At 43.4% G+C, this 20,514-nt stretch carries 16 protein-coding genes and 1 riboswitch; of the genes, 10 read left to right on the top strand and 6 right to left on the bottom strand.

Features of this window, described 5'->3' with window-relative positions:
* Window positions 1-5: 5 nt before the first annotated feature.
* The 4 genes from pgl to BCV39_RS06025 form a co-directional block, all read right to left on the bottom strand.
* On the bottom strand, window positions 6-722 hold the full coding sequence (gene pgl / locus BCV39_RS06040) for a 6-phosphogluconolactonase (RefSeq protein ID WP_102431180.1): 717 nt from the start codon (window positions 720-722) through the stop codon (window positions 6-8).
* Window positions 719-2,221: a glucose-6-phosphate dehydrogenase gene (gene zwf, locus BCV39_RS06035; protein WP_029405316.1), complete on the bottom strand. Its 1,503-nt coding sequence runs from the start codon at window positions 2,219-2,221 to the stop codon at window positions 719-721. Before zwf ends, pgl begins: the two co-directional genes overlap by 4 nt.
* Before the next feature lie 410 nt (window positions 2,222-2,631).
* Entirely contained in the window at window positions 2,632-3,327 is a 696-nt protein-coding gene (locus tag BCV39_RS06030) for a response regulator (protein ID WP_019820707.1), read from the bottom strand.
* A 69-nt stretch (window positions 3,328-3,396) separates the two neighbouring features.
* On the bottom strand, window positions 3,397-5,049 hold the full coding sequence (locus tag BCV39_RS06025) for a sensor histidine kinase (RefSeq protein ID WP_102431179.1): 1,653 nt from the start codon (window positions 5,047-5,049) through the stop codon (window positions 3,397-3,399).
* A 617-nt stretch (window positions 5,050-5,666) separates the two neighbouring features.
* Between BCV39_RS06025 and BCV39_RS06020 the strand changes: the two genes are divergently transcribed.
* The 6 genes from BCV39_RS06020 (at window position 5,667) to BCV39_RS05995 (ending at window position 13,065) form a co-directional block, all read left to right on the top strand.
* Window positions 5,667-5,894 (top strand): hypothetical protein, encoded by a 228-nt coding sequence (locus tag BCV39_RS06020; RefSeq protein ID WP_009846577.1) that lies wholly within the window; start codon window positions 5,667-5,669, stop codon window positions 5,892-5,894.
* A 213-nt stretch (window positions 5,895-6,107) separates the two neighbouring features.
* Complete coding sequence (locus BCV39_RS06015) at window positions 6,108-7,556, top strand: TolC family protein (RefSeq protein WP_102431178.1); 1,449 nt, start codon at window positions 6,108-6,110, stop codon at window positions 7,554-7,556.
* 3 nt (window positions 7,557-7,559) lie between these two features.
* Complete coding sequence (locus BCV39_RS06010) at window positions 7,560-8,534, top strand: efflux RND transporter periplasmic adaptor subunit (RefSeq protein ID WP_048659461.1); 975 nt, start codon at window positions 7,560-7,562, stop codon at window positions 8,532-8,534.
* A 7-nt stretch (window positions 8,535-8,541) separates the two neighbouring features.
* The gene (locus tag BCV39_RS06005) at window positions 8,542-9,765 is read left to right on the top strand and encodes an ABC transporter permease (protein ID WP_102431177.1); all 1,224 of its coding nucleotides are present in this window, start codon (window positions 8,542-8,544) and stop codon (window positions 9,763-9,765) included.
* Window positions 9,762-10,943 (top strand): ABC transporter permease, encoded by a 1,182-nt coding sequence (locus tag BCV39_RS06000; RefSeq protein ID WP_102431176.1) that lies wholly within the window; start codon window positions 9,762-9,764, stop codon window positions 10,941-10,943. The genes BCV39_RS06005 and BCV39_RS06000 overlap by 4 nt, the downstream gene beginning before the upstream one ends.
* 580 nt (window positions 10,944-11,523) lie before the next feature.
* Window positions 11,524-13,065: an alanine/glycine:cation symporter family protein gene (locus BCV39_RS05995; RefSeq protein WP_055318313.1), complete on the top strand. Its 1,542-nt coding sequence runs from the start codon at window positions 11,524-11,526 to the stop codon at window positions 13,063-13,065.
* A 116-nt stretch (window positions 13,066-13,181) separates the two neighbouring features.
* On the opposite strand, the gene BCV39_RS23125 is transcribed toward BCV39_RS05995, so the two are convergent.
* Together BCV39_RS23125 and BCV39_RS05990 are read right to left on the bottom strand one after the other, a co-directional pair.
* Window positions 13,182-13,358 carry a hypothetical protein gene (locus tag BCV39_RS23125; protein WP_165886700.1) on the bottom strand — a complete coding sequence of 59 codons (177 nt, stop codon included), beginning with the start codon at window positions 13,356-13,358 and terminating at the stop codon, window positions 13,182-13,184.
* Between the two features lie 325 nt (window positions 13,359-13,683).
* On the bottom strand, window positions 13,684-14,418 hold the full coding sequence (locus tag BCV39_RS05990) for a chromosome partitioning protein ParA (protein WP_102431175.1): 735 nt from the start codon (window positions 14,416-14,418) through the stop codon (window positions 13,684-13,686).
* A 610-nt stretch (window positions 14,419-15,028) separates the two neighbouring features.
* A riboswitch (glycine riboswitch) is annotated at window positions 15,029-15,148 on the top strand.
* A gap of 130 nt (window positions 15,149-15,278) precedes the next feature.
* Here BCV39_RS05990 and BCV39_RS05980 point away from each other — a divergent pair.
* From BCV39_RS05980 to BCV39_RS05965, 4 genes are all read left to right on the top strand, one after another.
* Window positions 15,279-16,649, top strand: coding sequence for a sodium:alanine symporter family protein (locus BCV39_RS05980; RefSeq protein ID WP_048659467.1), 1,371 nt, complete (start codon window positions 15,279-15,281; stop codon window positions 16,647-16,649).
* 392 nt (window positions 16,650-17,041) lie between these two features.
* Window positions 17,042-17,848: a winged helix-turn-helix domain-containing protein gene (locus tag BCV39_RS05975; protein WP_102431702.1), complete on the top strand. Its 807-nt coding sequence runs from the start codon at window positions 17,042-17,044 to the stop codon at window positions 17,846-17,848.
* On the top strand, window positions 17,845-18,306 hold the full coding sequence (locus BCV39_RS05970) for a hypothetical protein (protein WP_102431703.1): 462 nt from the start codon (window positions 17,845-17,847) through the stop codon (window positions 18,304-18,306). Before BCV39_RS05975 ends, BCV39_RS05970 begins: the two co-directional genes overlap by 4 nt.
* A gap of 677 nt (window positions 18,307-18,983) precedes the next feature.
* Window positions 18,984-20,465 (top strand): aerolysin family beta-barrel pore-forming toxin, encoded by a 1,482-nt coding sequence (locus tag BCV39_RS05965; protein WP_102433341.1) that lies wholly within the window; start codon window positions 18,984-18,986, stop codon window positions 20,463-20,465.
* Window positions 20,466-20,514: the final 49 nt, after the last annotated feature.

Here is a 20,514-nt window from a genome sequence, read left to right as displayed (position 1 = left end):
CGCACTTATGCGATAGCACTTGCTGCATTTGAATCTAGGAACCACTCTGTTTCGCCAGTTTTAGACTGGATTTTCGCTGCCGGGTAAGGCAGCTCTGAAGCAGGAGTTGTATGAATTTCTTTAACGATCTCAACTTTACCTGCACCTAGTACTAGGTAGCTGATTCGTTTTGCTGCTTCTAAAACTTTCGCTGTTTTAGAAACACGGATTTGACCAGACTCCGGATGAGAAGCCAGTACAGACAGGTTCTCATCTTGGTAATTGGTTGCACCCGGGAATAGTGAAGCTGTGTGGCCGTCTGCGCCAACACCTAGCAGAATCCAATCGAAAACTGGCGTGCCGTTTTCTGTTGGGATTACGTCTGCCATCTCTTTTGCGAAACGCTCTGCTTCTGCTTTAGGCTCATCTTCACCACGGATGCGGTGGATGTTCTCAGCTGGAAGGTTCACGTTTGAGAAAAGTAACGTATTCGCTTCACCGAAGTTGCTTTCAGCGTCGTCTGGTGCAACGCAACGTTCGTCGCCCCACCAAAAGTGAAGGTTATTCCATTGAATACCTTCTGAGTATGGTGCTTGAGCTAAAAGCTTGAAAAGCATTTTTGGCGTGCTGCCACCAGACAATGAAATGTGAACAGGTTTACCCTGCTCGCTGTACGCTTTCATTTCGTTTGCTAGGTTTTCAACGACCAATTCTGGCGTTGCAAAGATCTTGTGATTGATCATAGTTCGCAGTAATCCGTGTCTGTTAAGTTTTTGCATGGGAAACGCCATGCGCGGCCATCACGTTGCAGAAGTTCATCCGCTTCCTGTGGGCCCCAAGTACCACAAGCATAGCCAAACAGCGCTTGAGGATCTTGCTTGAAGTCTAAGATTGGTTGAACGTACTTCCAACAAGCTTCTACTGCATCGGTACGAGCAAACAGAGTTGCATCGCCGTTTAGTGCATCAAGAAGAAGACGCTCGTAAGCCGTTAGCATTTGAGTTTCAGGCAAGTCAGAGTAAGAGAAGTTCATTTTCACTTCTTTTGCTTTGAAGCCTGCGCCCGGCTCTTTCAAACCAAAGCTCATCTGAATTCCTTCATCCGGTTGGATACGGATAATCAGTTTGTTCTCTGGTGCATCTTGACCAAATACTGGGTGTGGCGTGTTCTTAAAGTGAATCACGATTTCAGTCACACGTGTTGGTAAGCGTTTACCTGTACGTACGTAGAAAGGAACACCATTCCAACGCCAGTTATTGATGTGAGCTTTCAAGCCGATGTAAGTCTCGGTACGAGAATCATCCGCTACACCGTGCTCTTCACGGTAACCAAGCAAATGCTGGCCGCGAACATCAGACGCTGTGTATTGACCTAAGACTAGATCTTTACGCAGGTCTTCTTCCTCAAGAGGCTTAAGACACTGAAGCACTTTAACCACTTCATCACGAATAGAATCAGCGTTAATTTGTGCAGGCGGCTCCATGCCCACCATTGCTAGCACTTGTAGCAGGTGGTTTTGGAACATGTCACGAACAGCGCCAGAACCGTCGTAGTATCCGCCACGCTCTTCAACGCCAAGGAACTCAGCACCTGTGATTTCAACGTATTCAATAAAGTTACGGTTCCACAGTGGTTCAAACATCGCGTTTGAGAAACGAAGTACTAGAAGGTTTTGTACCGTTTCTTTACCAAGGTAGTGGTCAATACGGTAGATCTGGTGTTCTTGGAAGTGATGATGGATCTCTTCATCTAACGCTTGAGCAGAAGCTAAGTCGTAACCAAATGGCTTCTCGATGATCAGACGACGCCAGCCGTTCGTTTCATCGTTCAGGCCATGCGCAGCTAGGTTTGCTGGAATAACACCGTATAGGCTTGGCGGGGTTGCCAAGTAGAACAGTGTGTTATGGTTTTCAAATTGGTAGTCTTGCTCAAGCTTATCTAGACGTTGTGCTAAACGAGCGTAGTCGTCTACATCTGAAGTGTTGATCGCTTGGTAATGCAGATGTTCAATAAATGCATTCAGCGTCTCTGGCTCAGTTTTTTCCATTTCCTGAAGAGACTTCTTCAGCTTCTCACGGTAAGACTCATCGCTGTACTCAGTACGGCTCACTCCAAGAATCGCAAAGGATTCTGGTAGTTGATTGCTAGCATACAGGTGGTACAAAGCAGGAATTAACTTACGGTAAGTTAGATCTCCCGACGCACCAAAAATAACGATGCTGCTGTTTTCAGGTATTACCATCATCTTTCCTATAAAAACAAGGTTTTTAGTATTCGCCAAAGGTATCAGCGACATACGAAAATAGATAATAGGTCTTAACTATTACATCAATAGTAAGCGCCTATTAAATTTGAGAATGCGTTTGGTAAACGAGGGTGAAAGCTATCACCTCTATTCGGGACAGTATTGTCTATGACTATTTGATTTACATCAACCACTGTGAAAGCAATCGATTAAATATTGACTTATTTCGAACAAATTCTAATCGATAGCTCAGTTCATTAGGACCGAGGGAGAAGCAAATCGGCATTCTCAAACATTGTAGTCAAGAAAGAACGGTATCTGGTCGGCGGAGTGGGCAATGGGAAAGGGAGAGAAAGGAAAAACCAGCTTATTCAACTGGCTTTATATTTATTTTGATGGTGTCGTGTTTATCTTTGCGCTTTGTTGTAGCAGCGTTCCGGGCGACCTACAGTACCGTAATTCAAGTCCGCGACTAACTCACCCGTCGTGATCAAGAATTCTAGGTAACGTCTGGCTGTGGTTCGGCTTGCACCAATGCGCTCACCCGCTTCATCAGCCGTAATATTCGTCGCGTCAGCTTGTTGAAATATCGCACGAATCTTATCGAGCGTTACACCATCGATTCCTTTAGGTAACGTCGATACTTTAGCCGAGTCTGCTTTCGCATTGGCTTGCAGCATTTTATCAACCAAACCTTGGTTCAAATCCGACACACTTTCAAATTCTTGCTGCTGTGATTGGTACTTTTTCAGCGCCGCTTCCAAGCGAGGAAACATTACAGGTTTTAGTAGATAGTCGACCACTCCGCCACGCATTGCTTGCTGCAAAGTGTCGACGTCGCGTGCCGCGGTAATCAAGATAACATCACAGCCTTGATTGCTGCCGCGAACGTGATTGAGAATATCGAGCCCGCACCCGTCCGGCAGATATACATCCAACAAAACCAAATCAGGCTTTAAGATGTCTAATTGCATAAGCGCTTCAGACTGTGTGGTGGCAATGCCGACCACGTCAAAGCCACCCATCTGTTCTAAATAACGATGGTGCAGCTCTGCAATCGCAATATCATCTTCAATGACCATGACTCTCGTGATTGCGTTCATTTATGTTCTTCCTTTAACCATGCTTTTTCCGTCACGATGATCTTCGCAAGATCACTTCGTGCTTAATTATTATTGTTCTTCTTTTGGTAAATAAACCGTCATTCGTGTACCAAAATCGTGGTTGCCGACCATTTCCAGCTGCCCTTGGTATCGGTCTGCCAGTTGCTTTATCAGATACAAACCTACACCGCGATTTTGCTTCGCTTTGCTCGATACGCCTTTTTCGGTGAGTGCTTTGGTGGCCAAGTCTTTCGGTAAACCACACCCTTTATCTTCTACTTCTACGATAATTTCATTACCAAAATCACTGATTGAAACTTCAATCACCCGACGAGCTGGAGCAATTTGCCCTTCTTGCTTAATAGCCGTCATAGTGGCGTCAAAGGCGTTATCGATCAGGTTGCCAAGAATGGTGACAACGTCATCCGCATTCAGCCAGCTAGGCAGCGCTTCAAGTCTTGAGCCTTCTTCGACCTTGAGCTCTAAACCAATTTCTCTCGCACGCTCCGTTTTACCAAGGAGCATACCTGCAATGAGCGGGTCTTTAACAGTTTCACGCAAGAACTCGATAAGGCTTTGATAATGTTCTGTTTCTTGGCCAATCAGTTGTTGTACCGAGTCCAACTCGCCCATCTGGATCAAGCCACTGATGGTGTTAAGCTTGTTTTGATGTTCATGGGTTTGTGAACGGAGTAGATCTGCATACTCTTTAGTTTGTGAGAGTTGGTCTGTTAAATCGTTGATCTCGTCTCGCAATCGGAAACTGGACACCGCCCCGACCACCTCACCAGCCACTATAATCGGGCTTCGGTTAGCAATGATTCGCTTATTGTTTAAGTACAACTCAACGTCGTGGTCGGTATCGCCTGTTGATAGCAGTTGCTCTAAATCACTACCGGGCAATACGTCAGAAAGGCGCTGTTGATTGAGTGCTTTATCTCTGTCTATCGATAAAATATCGCAGGCACTCTTATTAATTGACCGTAAAATGCCGTGCTTATCGATACTCAGAATACCCTCTTTCACGGTACTCATGGTTACATCTAACTCAACATACAGTCGGCCTATCTCTTCAGGCTCAAAGCCTAAAATAGCGCGCTGAAAACGACGAGATACATAGCTCGAAATCAAAGCATTGACCGCAACCACCAGCAACGCCATCACAATCAAAAAGGCTAAGTAAGGTTCGATTCGATCTTGCAAAGAATCCAATAAGTAACCAACTGACACCACACCAATAACGGTACCTTGGGTGTCTTTTACCGCGGATTTACCACGAACTGAAAAACCAAGCGACCCTTTGGCTGTCGACACATAAGACTCACCCAATACCAACGCTTTTTGGTTATCGCCACCACGCATGGGTTTACCGAGCCTGTCATCATAAGGGTGAATCAGGCGGATACCTTTATCATCTCCCACAACGATAAACGCTGCGCCAATAAGCTGAGTAAGGTTACGAAACTTAACTTGGGTTTCTTCAGACAGAACGTAGCGAACGCCATTAGGATCCAACGTTCCATTTTCTTGAATAATGCTGGTGACAAGCGGCGATTCAGATAGAAATTCAGCAACACCTAACGCTTTCAAACCCATCTCTTGCTCTTGAGATTGTTTGATGTAATAAAAACCAGCCGCTGCAAGAATCAAAAGTTCAACGAGGCCAGTGACCGTCATGATAATCAGTAACCTTTTACGGAAACTGATACTGCTCCATTTCATATTCCACCGTCCCTAGTGTTAGACGATCAATGTTAACACCAAGTTAATCGCATGACCTTTCTAGGGACGTGAATTTGTGACTGCTACTCAACTAAATAATTGAGCAGATTGTTAATTGATAATCCTTTACGTTGTTCATTTCGATTAATCGTTCATTTTTAGAACGGATTAGCTTAAAAACCAAAATAAACGAATAAATATTGAGCTAGATCACTAAGCTTTTAGGTGTTTTTTAGGTTGTTTAAAATAAATACAATTATAATGGTTGCATATGAAGGAGTTTATTGTTGCCAAGCTATACGTTGCAATTTTAAGACCGCGCTTTAAGCCGGAATTTCGGTTAACAGAAAGGCAACAACTCTTCACTCACTGGACGTATCGATAAGTAAAAGTTACTCGCTCGCCGTTACGAGTGATGGACAAACGGATTAAGTATTCTCCCCTATTCATCCATCGCTATTTCACACTCGGCTAGCCAAACAACGATGAGGTGACTGATAAAAGCAGCACCCAATAACAAAGCATTGATGAGCAGGAAGTATCGATCAGTGGCAACGTCCAATAGAAACAGGATAAAAAACATAACGTATAAACATTGTTGAAAAGGAAACCAGGCAATGAAACGCGATAACTTTGGAATTTGTCTTACTAAGACTATGCTGTTCAAACACTTACAATCGACTTTTACTCACGTAAGAGCCTATGAGAAAGATGGCACCTCCCCTCTCGATCTCAAGGTGTTGTTAGCATTCCCGCAAATGTCAGGTAGAGATTTATTACAAACAATGCAAGGTTCAAGACAATTGGTATGGCGCGCCGATCACCATTGTCCTAGCTTTAAATAAGCCGCTTCATTTTGTAAAACACTTCTATACTGAACTTAAAGAGCACGCGTTATCGTGCTCTTTTTGTTTCTATGTCGACAACAATTAAACCCTTAATAGCATTCACATTATATTAACGAGCGGCTATGCTAATTGTTCATATGAGGTAATCTGTTCAAGACAAATGATTATCCCCCTGTTAACATTAGAGCTAATACTCTAATTTGGTATTTAATGCAGATGACCAAACCGACATTCCGACGCCTTGCGATTGCCAGTATTCTTATCGGTGCTATCAGCTCGCCAAGCTATGCTGCTCCGCTCACTTTTTCTGAGGCGTGGCAAATACTCCAAGAGAACAATAACTCTCTTGCAGCTCAACAAGCTAACGTTGAGCGTTATCAACACCTTCAAAATGCAACCGGAAGTCTTAACCTGCCTTCTGTAACGCTTGGCGCGAACTACACTCACCTTGATAGTGATGTGACTATCAATGGCGAACAGTTCGCAGATAGCCTAAGTGGCGTACCTTCAATTGGTCTTCCCGTGCCGCCTCAAATTATCAGTGCGCTTGGTGGGATTACTTCCACGATTACCGAGCAAGATATCTTCAGCTCATCCATTCGTGCGGTGTGGCCTATCTTTACTGGCGGACGAATTACCGCTGCGCAAAATGCTGCAGAAGGTAAAAGCGAAGAAGCGCAGAGCCAGTTATTGATGGAGAAGCAAGCTCGCTACGAAGACTTGAGTAAATATTACTTCTCTGTGATCTTAGCGGAAGACGTCGTGAGAACGCGTCAAGCCGTCGAAACAGGCTTAACTCAGCACCGTGATTTCGCAATCAAGCTTGAACAGCAAGGGCAAATCGCACGAGTAGAACGCCTACAAGCCGATGCTTCTTTAGATAAAGCGATTGTAGAGCGCACGAAAGCTCAGAACGATCTCAAGATTGCTCAACTAGCACTGACTCAGATCCTTGGTCAAAATGAAAGTGTAGAACCCTCAGAGCAACTGTTTATCAATAAGAACCTGCCTCATATGGACGTGTTCATTGACCAAACTCTCATGACCTACCCCGGCCTTAAAATTCTTGATGCAAAAGAGAAACAAGCAAGCAGCTTAATTAAAGCCGAGAAAGGTAAGTACTACCCAGAGGTATACCTTTACGGTGACTACAGCCTGTATGAAGATGACTCTCTAGCCAGTGAAATGAAACCCGATTGGTTAGTTGGTATTGGTGTAAATGTGCCGTTGATTGACACTTCAGGCCGTTCCGACAAAGTCGCTGCGGCTCACAGTGCCGTATCGCAGGTTCAATTCCTTAAGTCGCAAGCCAAACAAGACTTAACCGTATTGGTACAAAAGACCTACCTTGAAGCAAACCAAGCGATTGAAGAGGTTCAAGGCCTAAACTCAAGCTTGTCTTTGGCTCAGGAAAACCTATTGCTTCGTAAAAAAGCCTTCACACAAGGTCTCTCTAACTCATTAGAAGTGGTTGATGCCGAGCTATATCTTGCGAGCATTAAGACACAGCAATCTGCTGCTCGATTCAAATATCTTATCTCTCTCAACAAGCTTTTGGCGCTTACCAGCGAAATGAATGCTTACTCAAGTTACTTAACTTCTTCTGTTACGTCTGATTTCGACTCAAAAACAGACACCGCTAGCCAGTCAAAAGGATAACTCATGAAACCTATTAAGCCCCTTCTTCTATCTATAGTTGGTATCGGCATTATTGGCTGGGTCGGATACAGTTTTTACCAAGCTTATCAACCTCAACCTGTTAAGCTTCAAGGTCAAATTGATGCACAGCAATACAGTATCTCATCGAAAGTGCCTGGAAGAATTGATGAAATATTCGTGCGTAAAGGCGATTCGGTTGAAAAAGGCGAATTGATCTTTTCTCTTCTTAGCCCTGAAATTGATGCGAAGCTAGAACAAGCAAAAGCCGGTCAGAAAGCTGCGGGGGCATTAGCTCAAGAAGCCGAGAATGGCGCGCGTACTCAACAGATTCAAGCAGCTAAAGATCAATGGTTAAAAGCCAAAGCAGCTGCCGATCTCATGGACAAAACTTACCAACGTGTAAACAACCTTTACAACGATGGTGTGGTTGCCGAGCAGAAGCGTGATGAAGCGAAAACTCAATGGCAAGCAGCGAAGTACACCGAAAGTGCTGCGTTCCAAATGTATCAATTGGCGCAAGAAGGTGCTCGTGACGAAACCAAAGTGGCAGCCGCTCAAAAAGCGTTAATGGCGGCGGGCGCAGTGGCGGAAGTTGAAGCTTACGCAAAAGACACACAGATCCACAGCTGGTTTAATGGCGAAGTGTCTCAAGTTCTATTGAGCAGCGGTGAACTCGCACCACAAGGATTCCCTGTTGTGACTGTCATCGACACCAAGGATGCTTGGGCCGTGCTCAATGTGCGTGAAGATATGCTTAAGCATTTCGAGAAAGGCAGTCAGTTTGAGGCATACCTACCGGCTCTGGATAAATCATTAACTTTCCAAGTCACACACATCGCTGTAATGGGTGATTTCGCAACTTGGCGTTCAACAGACGCTGCACAAGGTTTCGACTTACGTACTTTTGAAGTAGAAGCGCACCCTGTCGACACGAGCGAAACACTGCGTATGGGCATGAGCCTAGTGGTTGAACTTTAGGTAACGTATGTCTGCTAACTCTCGATCGATAAGCTCACAATCAACTGAGCATCATAGAACGAAGAATACCTTGCTTAGGCAGTGGGCGATTGTCCGCAAAGACAAATGGTTGTTGTCTTGCCTAACTTGGATCCCTTTGTTGCTTGCTGCCAGTATCTGGCTGATTTTTTCACAAGGAATCGCTCGTGACTTACCCGTTGCAGTTGTCGACCTTGAGCACAGTCAAATCTCGCAACAATTCACACGCCTTGTTGATGCGTCACCAACGCTGCAAGTCTCTCAGAAATACAACTCTCCGAGTGATGCGGCAAAAGCGATGATTGAACGCGATATCTATGGCTATGTTGTGATACCAAGACACTTCGACCGAGACCTTCTGCTCGGCTTGAATCCGCAAGTGTCTGTGTTCTATAACAGCCAATTTATCTTAATCGGTAAGCTAGTGAACTCTGCGTTGCTGCAGGCTCAAGGGACTTTTAACGCGCAACTTGAAGTCGTGAAACAGCTGTCACACGGCGATACCACGGTGCAATCAGCATTAGGCCAAGCAGTAACAGTGCAAAGCCAGATCACGCCACTGTTCAACAAAAACACCAGTTATGCTCAATTCTTGGTGTCTGCGGTTATCCCTGCACTGTGGCAGATCATGATTGTGGTGGGCACAATATTGGTTTTGACGGCGAACGTTAGAGCTCGTGGCCTTCACGCTTGGTTATCCAACGCCCCTGTGAAGTCACTCGCATCAACATTAACGCCCTACCTTGTCTTGTTTTTGATGTTTGGTATCGCGTTTAGCTTTTGGTTCTATGTGCTCTTAGACTGGCCATTTAACGGCAACTTTGGGGCATTGACCATCGCCCAACTGCTTACTGTGATTAGTTGTATCATCATGGGTTGTTTGTTTTTCTTCTTAACACTTGATCCTGCAAGGGCGATGAGTTTCGCTGGCGCATTTACGGCACCAAGTTTTGCATTCATGGGTATTACCTTTCCAGTAACCGACATGAACACTGCAGCGCAAATCTGGAGAAGCTTATTGCCTGTGAGTCATTACATTGAAGTGCAAACGGCTCAATCCAGCTATGGTTCGAGCGCCGCACAGTCGCTGATGCACCTCACCTCTATGTTTTGGTATGTTATTCCTGCTTTTGTGGTGATCTTATTGATTAAAAAGCACTTAGCGCAAGCAGCACAGTCAACACAAGCAGAGCATAAAGGAGTAAATCAATGAGCTTTACTCAATTGCTGAAGCAAGAACTCCTGGCGGTTCTGCGTAACCCAGTAGTATTACTGACCGTATTTGGTGGTGTGGTCTTCTATTCATTCTTGTACCCATTGCCTTACGCTAATCAAGTGCCTCAACAACTGAAAGCCTCGGTTGTGAACTTGGATAAGAGTCAAAGCAGCTACCAATTAGAACGAATGGTGGATGCCACCTCTCAAATCGAGTTGGTTCGTCGAGACTCCACTATCGCCGATGCTAAACAAGCCGTGCTTAACCAAGAGATTGGCGGATTCCTTGTCATTCCAGAAGACTTCTATAAAGATTTGTTGCTTGGCAAGAGCCCGACGCTTTCTTACGCTGGCGATGCTTCTTACTTTTTAGTCTACGGAACCATTGTTGAAGGGCTTGCCAAGGCAGGTGGCACGTTAGCTGCGCAAGTTAAGGTCAGACATTTGTTAGTCGAAGGGGTGCCTTTAGAGTCTGCAGCCAAAGGCTATAGTGCATTCAGCTTGAACCTAAAACCAACGTTTAACAGTCGCATGGGATACATCGATTACGTAGTCCCAGCCGTCTTTGTGTTGATCCTGCAACAAACCCTAGCCATGGCTTCTGGTTTAGTTGGTGCAACCCAAAACGCTCAATCAACGTTTGGCTACTGGAGTAAAACCTCTCCGGCGAAACTGATTCTTGCTCGTTGTTGTACCTTAGTCGGCATTTATTACCTGTTGTCGATGTACTATTTCGGCGCAAGCTTTTCGATGTATGGGATAAACCTACTCGCCTCAACAACACAGATCTTAACCTTATTACTGCCCTTCTTACTGGCCAGCTGTTTGATCGGGATTTTTATTGGTGAGTTAGTACCACGAAGAGAGTTAGTCACGGTTGTGGTGTTAATCAGTTCAATGCCACTGATCTTTTCTTCAGGTTTTATCTGGCCTGTTGAAATGATGCCACAGTGGTTAGTACTGCTATCGGATCTATTTCCAAGTACCCCTGCGATTCAAGGCTTCTTGGCGCTGAATCAGATGGGCGCTTCCTGGCAAGAAGTAGCACCTCAATGGACGCTGTTATGGGGACAAGTTGTTCTATGGGGTTCGTTGCTGGCACTTAAGCTCTACCACAAATCGAGTAAAAGTGTCGTTATTAGCAGCGCTAGTACCAATAATAGCAACAGCCATTAAGCTGTTTGGCTCATCGAAAACCATTAAAAAGCTCTGCTAAAGAGCTTTTTAATGCCTCCAAGCTTGGTGCACATTAACCGTCGAACGGTTATCAGCCGCCAAAAACATATCAAGTTTTCAAGCTCGCTTCACTCACTGCTAACAGGTTGCGAACGCTTTATTTGAAAATCACATCTCAAGATCCATAGAATCGTTTTATACAAGAATAAACCGCTCACCTGACAGAATTCGCCTGCCGCTATTGCTATCACTGCATATACTTTTCCTAGCGCGAAAATCATCGACTTATTCCAAAATGATGACAAAACCCGAATAATTGTAAATTTATTGTAAAAATTTCTTTGATGGCATTATTTTTATGTATAGGGTTATCAGTAAGACTTGATAGGCCGAATATCATAGTCTGATTGATGGACGTACCGAAAGGATCTCCATATAAAACGTGATTAGTAGTTATATTTATTTCGCATTTTGACTTAGTAACAGAGCTTTTGTCGCTACCAAAGAAATATATAAGCTATTGAAATACTTAACAAACACAACAGCAACAAACATAATTTAATAAAAAGCAGGGAAAACCATGAAAAACATACGTGAATTATTTTTTGGGTTTATATTATTGTTTAGTTCCAGTGCATTTGCAGAAGAAGGATCATTTAACCAAGCTATCAGCAACTTAAGTCAAAGTGTTGATGGATTTTTCAACGAATACACAGGTTGGTTCGTTGGACTAATATTTAAAAGCGTACCGGTAGGTGAAGCAAGCTTCCCGATTATTGTAGGCTGGCTATTGCTCGCTGCGATCATCTTTACTGTTTACTTTGGCTTTGTTCAATTTAAACGTGTAGGGATGGCAATAGATATTATCAAAGGCAAGTACACCGATCCTAACTCTAAACACGAAGGAGAAGTTTCTCACTTTCAAGCGTTAACAACGGCGCTTTCTGGTACTGTTGGGCTTGGTAATATTGCTGGTGTGGGTGCTGCACTCGCGATTGGTGGTCCTGGCGCGACATTCTGGATGATCTTGTGTGGCCTTCTTGGTATGGCTTCTAAGTTCTGTGAGTGTACCTTAGGTGTGAAATACCGAACTGTCCTACCTTCAGGTGTTGTTTCGGGTGGTCCAATGTACTACCTAAGCCAAGGTCTTGGTGAAAGAGGTTTAGGCGGACTAGGTAAAGTGCTCGCTATTGGTTTCGCATTAATGTGTATTTTGGGCGCATTGGGCGGTGGTAACATGTTCCAAGCTAACCAAGCACACGCCATGTTAACTTACGCATTTGACGTACCAAGTGAATACGGTGTAATCACTGGCCTTGTACTTGCCTCTTTAGTTTTCTCTGTGATTGTTGGTGGTATGCCTTCTATCGCATCGGTAACGGAAAAAGTTGTTCCTTGGATGGCTGCTCTGTATATCGGTATGGCTCTGATTGTTATCGGTTCTAACCTTGATCAAGTTGGTCCTGCGTTCAGCGCAATCTTTACAGGTGCATTTACTGGTGAAGGTGTTGTTGGTGGATTCATTGGAGCGTTAATTCAAGGCTTGAAGCGTGCAACGTTCTCGAACGAAGCAGGTGTAGGTTCAGCAGCTATCGCTCACTCAGCGGTTAAAACAAAAGAGCCAATCACCGAAGGTCTAGTATCACTATTAGAACCGTTCGTTGATACAGTAATCATTTGTACAATGACCGCATTGGTTATCACTATCGCTGGCTTAAACGTAGGTCCATTCGATGGTTCTGGTTTAACGGGTGTAACGCTGACTGCTGCATCGTTTACTGAAACGGCAGAAGTATTCAAATACACACTCGCTCTCGCGGTAATCATGTTTGCGTTTTCTACCATGATCTCTTGGTCGTACTACGGTCTTAAAGCTTGGACTTACCTATTTGGTGAAGGCAAAACAACGGAGCTGATTTTCAAAGTGATGTTCTGTGTGTTTGTTGTTATTGGTGCCACGATTCAATTTGGTGCGGTAATCGACTTCTCTGATGCGGCTATCTTTGCGATGTCTATCTTCAACATTCTTGGTCTGTACTTCTTGATGCCAATTGTGAAGAAAGAACTGCAATCATTTGTTGCTCGCGTGAAATCTGGCGAAATCAAAACTTATGAGAAATAACTTCTCTTCAGTGCTTATCGTCAAATAACACTGTTCTAAAAATTTTTGTAATACCCTTTGCTTGAGAAAGCGAGAACAGTACTGCAATTAATCTGAAATCCCTACTGGCTTATTGTTTAGCTCGTAGGGATTTTTGTATCTGAATTTTCTTGCTCAAGCCGTTCAGGAGCTTGGCTTACTTTTTTACGATCTACCGCCTCTTCTACTTCAATCATATCTCGTTGCGCTAATGGCGAGTTACAATCATCAAAACAGTAGGCTACGGTGCAGTTCTCACACAGATATTCATTCATGGTTTAATCCCTGTCCATTGAGATGGTCTAATCACAGAACTACAACAGACCACGTGTTCATCCTAGAACACCGCTATTATGCTGTTTCTCAACCTTATAAATATGCGTGCAAAGTCACCAGATATTCAATTAATCACATATTAAAACCATTTTACGGCTCTAATCACGGATAGTTTGGTAATAGAGTGAAAACGGTTATGCACTAAGCTACGGAACAGATTAACAGCATAAATAAGCAATTTGGAACGAAAAACGCCCACACCATTTGCATGATGTGGGCGTTTGAATAGCTATAGCTAAAGACGAATGAGTTAAAGGTTTGAGTCTATAGACCCATCTCTTCGGTTAGCGTTTTGATTTGCTTGAGATCCATGGTGTGGACTTCAATCATTTGTCTGATATCGCTTAGGCGAGAGTTTGCGTTGTCTTGCTTCTCACACGCGTCAGATTTCGCATCCCATGATGTACCATCTAAGAAAACATCACACGCTTTCTTAAGTGAACCAAGGTTCTGTTCAAGCTCGCCTCTTTCTTTCTCAAGTTTTTCAAGCTCTTGAGATATTTGTAATTCTTTACGGAACAGTTCACGAGAACGTTCAAACAAGGTCGACTGCATATCCGCCTGACGGTTTAGCTTTTGATTATCTTGCTCTGTTTTGTCTAGCGTTTGCTTTTGTTCGTTTATTTGCTGTTCTAACGAGTAGTTCGCCTTCTCTAAAACCGCAGACTGTTTCGCTAACTCTTGGAGCTCTTTTTGATGCTCTTCCGCTTGTTTTGCTAGCGCGACTTCGACTTTGGCGTCGATCTCGGTATCAACTTTTGCCACCTTAGCTTCAACCGACGTCATCAATTCTGTTTTGCTATCACGCAGTTCTTGATAACGAGTTTCGAGTACCTGATAAGTGGACTCCCACTTAGAAGCAGTGACTGTAGAACCGATTAAGCCACCCAGAGCTAGACCTATAACCGCAGCAATGCCGATATAGAGCTGACTGCGTTTATCGCGCTCTTCAATAACAACCACTTCATCTTGTTCGCTTTGTCCAGATTGCTGGTTCACTAGCGGGTACTCCCAAAAATATGTTTAACGTTACGCGGTCACTGGCACTAATACCAATACTGATAGTGTAGGTTCAGTTAAACCTATCGCTCAAGTCAGAAGCACTTAAGCTTTTGCCAACACGTTCATCCCAACTGCTCACAGAGAGGCTTAACGAGTTAACTCCGAAATCATCAAGCTGGCAGTATACAAAAGGAAGCTGCTAACGATAACTATCACTACCCCTTTTTGCAGTTTTTCGTTTGTCCGGTAACGAAATAGTACAAATGCCAAAGCCAATAAAAAAACAATCGCTATTAGTCGTGTCATAACTCCTCCTTGTTTCTCTATTTTATACCATTTAAATAAGCAAGTTACGTCAGAGACTCGTTGTTTGATCATTTAGTTGAACAACATTTGTGCAAACAGATATTTTGTAGCTGACATCACATTTTATATGATCTAGGATACGCCTACAGATTACCTAATTATTTAGGTAATTGTTCCGATGAAGACTGCAGGAGAGTGGTTTTTAACTAAACTTTAACATTTAGTTAGATTGACCCGCCGAAGAAGTAAATCTTTCAGGTGCTTTATGCTGGAGAAATCCAGAAAAGTGAGGACTGTCGTTGGAGGAACCTCTGGAGAGAACCGTTAGATCGGTCGCCGAAGGAGCAAGCTTAGTGCCCGTCACTTATCTATAAGTGATTCGCTAAGTGAAACTCTCAGGCAAAAGGACAGAGGAGTGGAAAGCAACAAGCCTTAATTAACAAAAGAATTCTATCTAGAAATCCGTATGTATTAAGTAGTGCTACCGATCCCTGTGATCTGCACTGCCTTCCCTCTTCTCCTTAAATTTTTTAATTTATTAAGGGGAATCTATGAACCACCTACAAGCTACACTACAAACCATCAACCAATTCGTTTGGGGACCACCACTGCTTATTCTGCTAGTGGGTACAGGTATCTACTTTACTTTTCGCTTAGGCTTACTCCAGTTTAGACACCTCCCAACCGCACTGAAAATGGTGTTCAGCAAAGACAAATCCGGTACAGGTGACGTATCGAGTTTCGCCGCTTTGTGTACTGCACTTTCAGCAACCATTGGTACAGGTAACATCGTAGGTGTAGCGACCGCAATCAAGATTGGTGGCCCTGGAGCCCTATTCTGGATGTGGCTTGCCGCTGTATTTGGCATGGCAACCAAATACGCGGAATGTCTACTTGCTGTTAAATACCGCAGAACCGATAGCAATGGCGAAATGGTTGGCGGCCCAATGTACTATCTTCAATACGGTGTTGGCTCAAGAATATTGGCGGTGATGTTCGCTGTGTTCGCTTTGGGTGTTGCCTGCTTCGGTATTGGTACCTTCCCACAAGTTAACGCTATCTTAGATGCAACTGAAATCTCATTTGGCGCTTCTCGTGAGATGTCTGCTGTCGTGCTTACGATATTGGTGGCGGTGGTAACCCTTGGTGGTATCCAATCTATCGCTAAAGTAGCAGGGAAAGTTGTTCCTACTATGGCGGTGATGTACGTCGTCGCGTGTTTAAGCGTTCTGATTTCAAATGCAGACCAACTACTGAATGCCATTACCCTTGTTGTTACTTCTGCGTTTACCAACACAGCAGCAACCGGTGGTTTCTTTGGCGCGAGCATCATGCTTGCTATCCAATCCGGTATCGCTCGAGGTGTGTTCTCGAACGAATCTGGCCTAGGTAGTGCACCAATGGCTGCAGCAGCGGCTAAAACAGACTCATGTGTGAAACAAGGACTGGTCTCTATGACAGGTACCTTCTTCGACACCATCATCATTTGTACGATGACAGGTTTGGCACTTATCTTAACAGGCGCTTGGCAGACTGACCTTTCTGGTGCTGCGATGACCACTCATGCATTTGCTGTTGGTCTGAATGCAGACACGCTTGGCCCTATGCTGGTTTCAGTTGGCCTAATCTTCTTTGCGTTTACTACGATTTTAGGCTGGAACTACTACGGCGAGCGCTGTGTTGTTTTCTTGCTGGGTACTAAAGCAGTCCTACCTTACAAGATCATCTTCATTGCGTTGGTGGCTTCTGGTGCATTCTTGAAGCTCGACATGATCTGGATATTGGCAGATATCGTCAACGGCCTGATGGCAATTCCAAACCTAATCGGCCTTATCTTGCTACGCCATGTTGTTATCGAAGAAACTAAGCTATTCTTCAAACCTTTAACGTCTTCAAAAGATTGTGAAGCTGTTAAAGCATAATCATAATTGATTGAACCAAAGCCCGCATTCAAGTACGGGCTTTTTTATATCCCTTCGATACTTAAACTGATTGAATTATTACTATAGTATATCCACAAATAAAATAAGATTTTAATTAGACCAGTGTTCTAATTAATTTATTGGTAAAGATTGAACCAAAACTCTCTAATTAAAAGCTCACTAATAAAATCAACACTTAATTAGATGTTACTTATATTTAACAGATTGTGACTAAATGGCAGAGTTTCTTTCATAAACAAATAAAGAACGCTTTTGTTATGACCACTCAAAAACACACCAGAATAAAACATGTGACTTTAATTCATATAATAGTCAGTTTATAGTTATCTAAATTGTTGAGAGAATTATAATAAAAATAAAACGTTGGCTATATGATCAGATTCGACCCGATTAAAAACCGTATTTATAACGACGAACGTTCTATTAAGATAGGATATCGTGAGACTCGCGTTTTAGAGTTATTACTCAAAAACTCACCTGAAATTGTGAACAAACAAGATATTATTAGCTTCGCATGGGGAAGCGAGTTCATTGGGGATACGTCACTTGCGAAGTGTATCAGCTTACTTCGCCAAGGGTTCGTTAAGCTTGGTATCAGAGAAACACCCATCGTCACGGTGCCAAAGGTCGGTTACCGCCTAATTGATGAATGCGTCTTTATTGACTCGCAACCACAAAGCGAAACCACTGTTCCTCTCACTCCTGTGAGTGACAAAGTTCCACTCGGTCATAGTAGTATTGCAGCCTCTATTGCGAGCAACGATACACCTGAATCCAAATCGACTTCACTTGCCTATTCTCAGGTCAGCTTATACAAAAACAGACTGTGTTACTTCATAACGGGCTGTTTGCTGTTGTCATCGGCACTGTTGGCTTTTGCTAAGGTTCACGATAAAAGCCTTGGTGATATCGCCCCCTTTAACCGACTTAATGAACAATGGGTTGGGCAGGTACAAGTTTTTCAAGAAACAGAGATGTCCTTGAGCCCAGAACTCGAGGCTATTCTCTACAAATACCAATGCGATTGCGTAGCCTACATCAGCGATGAGCCAGGCTATTCAGAACTCTCCATGCTCAATAAGGTAACTCGCAAATCAGTGAACATTTTTTACGAACCATCGCAACTGGACAAAGCCAGTAAAGAGATTGAGCTATTCCTAGGAAGGGGGTCATTTTGATGCCATTTGTTGCTGTCTTCTCCGCACTAATCCTATTGGCAGGGGTGTGGAGTATTCCTGATTCTCACAAACTTGAAGATCACAGTTACCAACACAGTATGATCGATCTACTCGCTGAAGATAACGTGTTGCGCAGCGATGGATTCACTAAAATTAGGGATAACAAAGTTCTGCATATCGTCTCCATACAAGACGATAAAATACCCAACCCTATCGTTCTTCGCTTCCAAGGAAATGTGGGATACTCTAAGTCATTCAGTTTTGCGATTGCAGGCACGATAGACTTACTGTCTGTACAGAAGATAAATGAGGCAATGAATGATAACTTGTTATCGCCTTACCTTTTGTTGAACAATGACCCACTGACATTGAATATTGATATTTTGAGCGCCAATGAAGCATTTGCCATTATTCGGAGTTGCAATACAGGGCGTACCCAGCTTTTAGCTAAACGCTGACTTCCACTGTTAATTCGTAATAAATGCTCTTCAAAACCATATTTTATTAAAATGGATTTCGACTCAGTTCGAAATCCTCCCCTCTTCTTCTATCCCTTATTTATCTAACTTTCCATCCTTAAAACTAACACGTCTCATAATTGAAAAAGTCTCTATATTAAGCTTTATCGATTAGACATACATCGTCACTTCATAATACGATCTCACAAAATAATTGAAGTAAGATCTCATTATTAGTCCCAATTGAATACCCATAGAAACGACTTAGTATTATTTCCAAATGATATGTTTGAGAATAATTATCGATTCAATAACGCCCATCGTTCATTCTCATCCCTCATGCCGACCCGTCATTTACAACGACGCTTATTATTTGGTAATCCATGGTAAATCACGGAAACATCTTTAACGTTAAAACCACATTAACGTACATCGAATCCTAAAAAAGTTTCATTTTTCTAAATTCATTATGAAGTGCGCCGAGAAAATCTCTCTTCGTTGCATCAAAATTTCATCAAATATTAATAGAATCATTACAAAATATTGATTTATAAGAACAAATTTATTCAATCATTTTCAGTATCGTTATTTTTATCAGTATGAAAAAGTGAAATGGTCCTGTGTAAGCAAGGCAAAACAGCATTACCAATATAAAAAAGAAAATGAGGGGATTATTAGTGATCAGTAAAAATAAAAGTATCTTGGCAGCGGCAGTGTTGTCTGTACTATCGACCGGAGTAAACGCGAAAATATACCCAGATCAAATCGTGCGTGACAATTTAGGCGATGATGTCTGTCGTGCAGGTTATCGCCCTTTAGACCGCTTTGAAGCAGAAGAGCATAAAAACTCACTACTACCGCGCATGGGCACTTGGGATATTGTTGGCCTTAAAGACAACTGGGTAATTATGGGGCCGGGTTATTACGGGCTAATCAAACAAGATACGCCAAACGATAAAACCTTCTGCTACCCGAATGACTACCAATCAGAAATTCCAAACTACCCAGCTAAATCGGTGCCAGAAGGCGATGAAATTGATGTTGAGTATGGCCTAGTCACTGATCGCCAAGACTTTATACGTCCTCTAAGTTACTTGGCTCATTTCCTCGGGTACGCTTGGGTTGGCGGCAATAACAGCCCTTATGTCGGCGAAGATATGGTCATAGATCGTTCCGGCGATCGTTGGGTAATTCAAGGAAACAACAACGGCTCTTGTAGTGGGTATCACTGTGGTAATAAAACACAAATCATCGTTGATAATTTTACCTACACTGTTAACGATGACAACTTCTCGCACGGTGAGGTGACAGAGTCAGATCGCGAACTCATAAAAACAGTTCACGCAACCGCTAGAAACTATAGTGATATTGCACAGCAAGTTGTCGTTGACTTAAAAGTAGATGAGTCTACAAACTGGTCAAAAACAAACAGCTACGGTTTTTCTGAAAGCGTTTCTACTGAGAATACGTTCAAATGGCCTTTAGTTGGTGATACCAAGCTCACCATCAAATTTGAAGCTAATCAAAGCTTCGCAAAAACGAATGGCGGCTCTTCAAGTGAGACGGTAACGCTTCAAGCTCGTCCGATGGTTCCTGCTCACTCTGAGATCCCTATTAAAGTCGAGCTGTACCGTTCAACTATCTCGTACCCATACCAATTTAACGCCGATATTGCTTACGACGTTGAATTCTATGGTTTCCTTCGCTGGAGTGGCAACGCATGGCATACGCACCCGGACAACCGCCCTACTATCGGACATACGTTCACTATGGGTCGTACGAGCGATCACTCTGCTGACATTCGTTACCAGTGGGACCACCGCTACATTCCTGGCGAATCAAAATGGTGGGACTGGGGCTGGGCAATTAAAGAAGCAGGCTTATCTAACATGCAATACGCAACAGGCGGAAGCTTACGTCCCTTCCACTCTTACGTATCGGGTGATTTTTACGCAGAATCTCAATACGCTGGTACAATCGAAATTGGCCAAGCTAAACCGCTGAATGCAGGTGGTCTGCGTTCTGAAAGCAGTATTGACGGCGAAAACCAAATAACTGAACAGCTTGGTAATATTGATGTAACGACCAACTTTGATGCTCAAGAACTGAGCGACCTAGGCTTTGAAGGGGCTGAGTTCAACGTTCGTCTAGCTGACTAATATAGTGTAGATACACGATAACAGAACGCTTACCCCGTAATACGATAAA

Source organism: Vibrio sp. 10N.286.55.E10, from assembly GCF_002872555.1.
GTDB lineage: Bacteria > Pseudomonadota > Gammaproteobacteria > Enterobacterales > Vibrionaceae > Vibrio > Vibrio crassostreae.
Note: the sequence above shows the minus strand (reverse complement) of the source record. Positions and strands in the feature narration are given on the sequence as shown.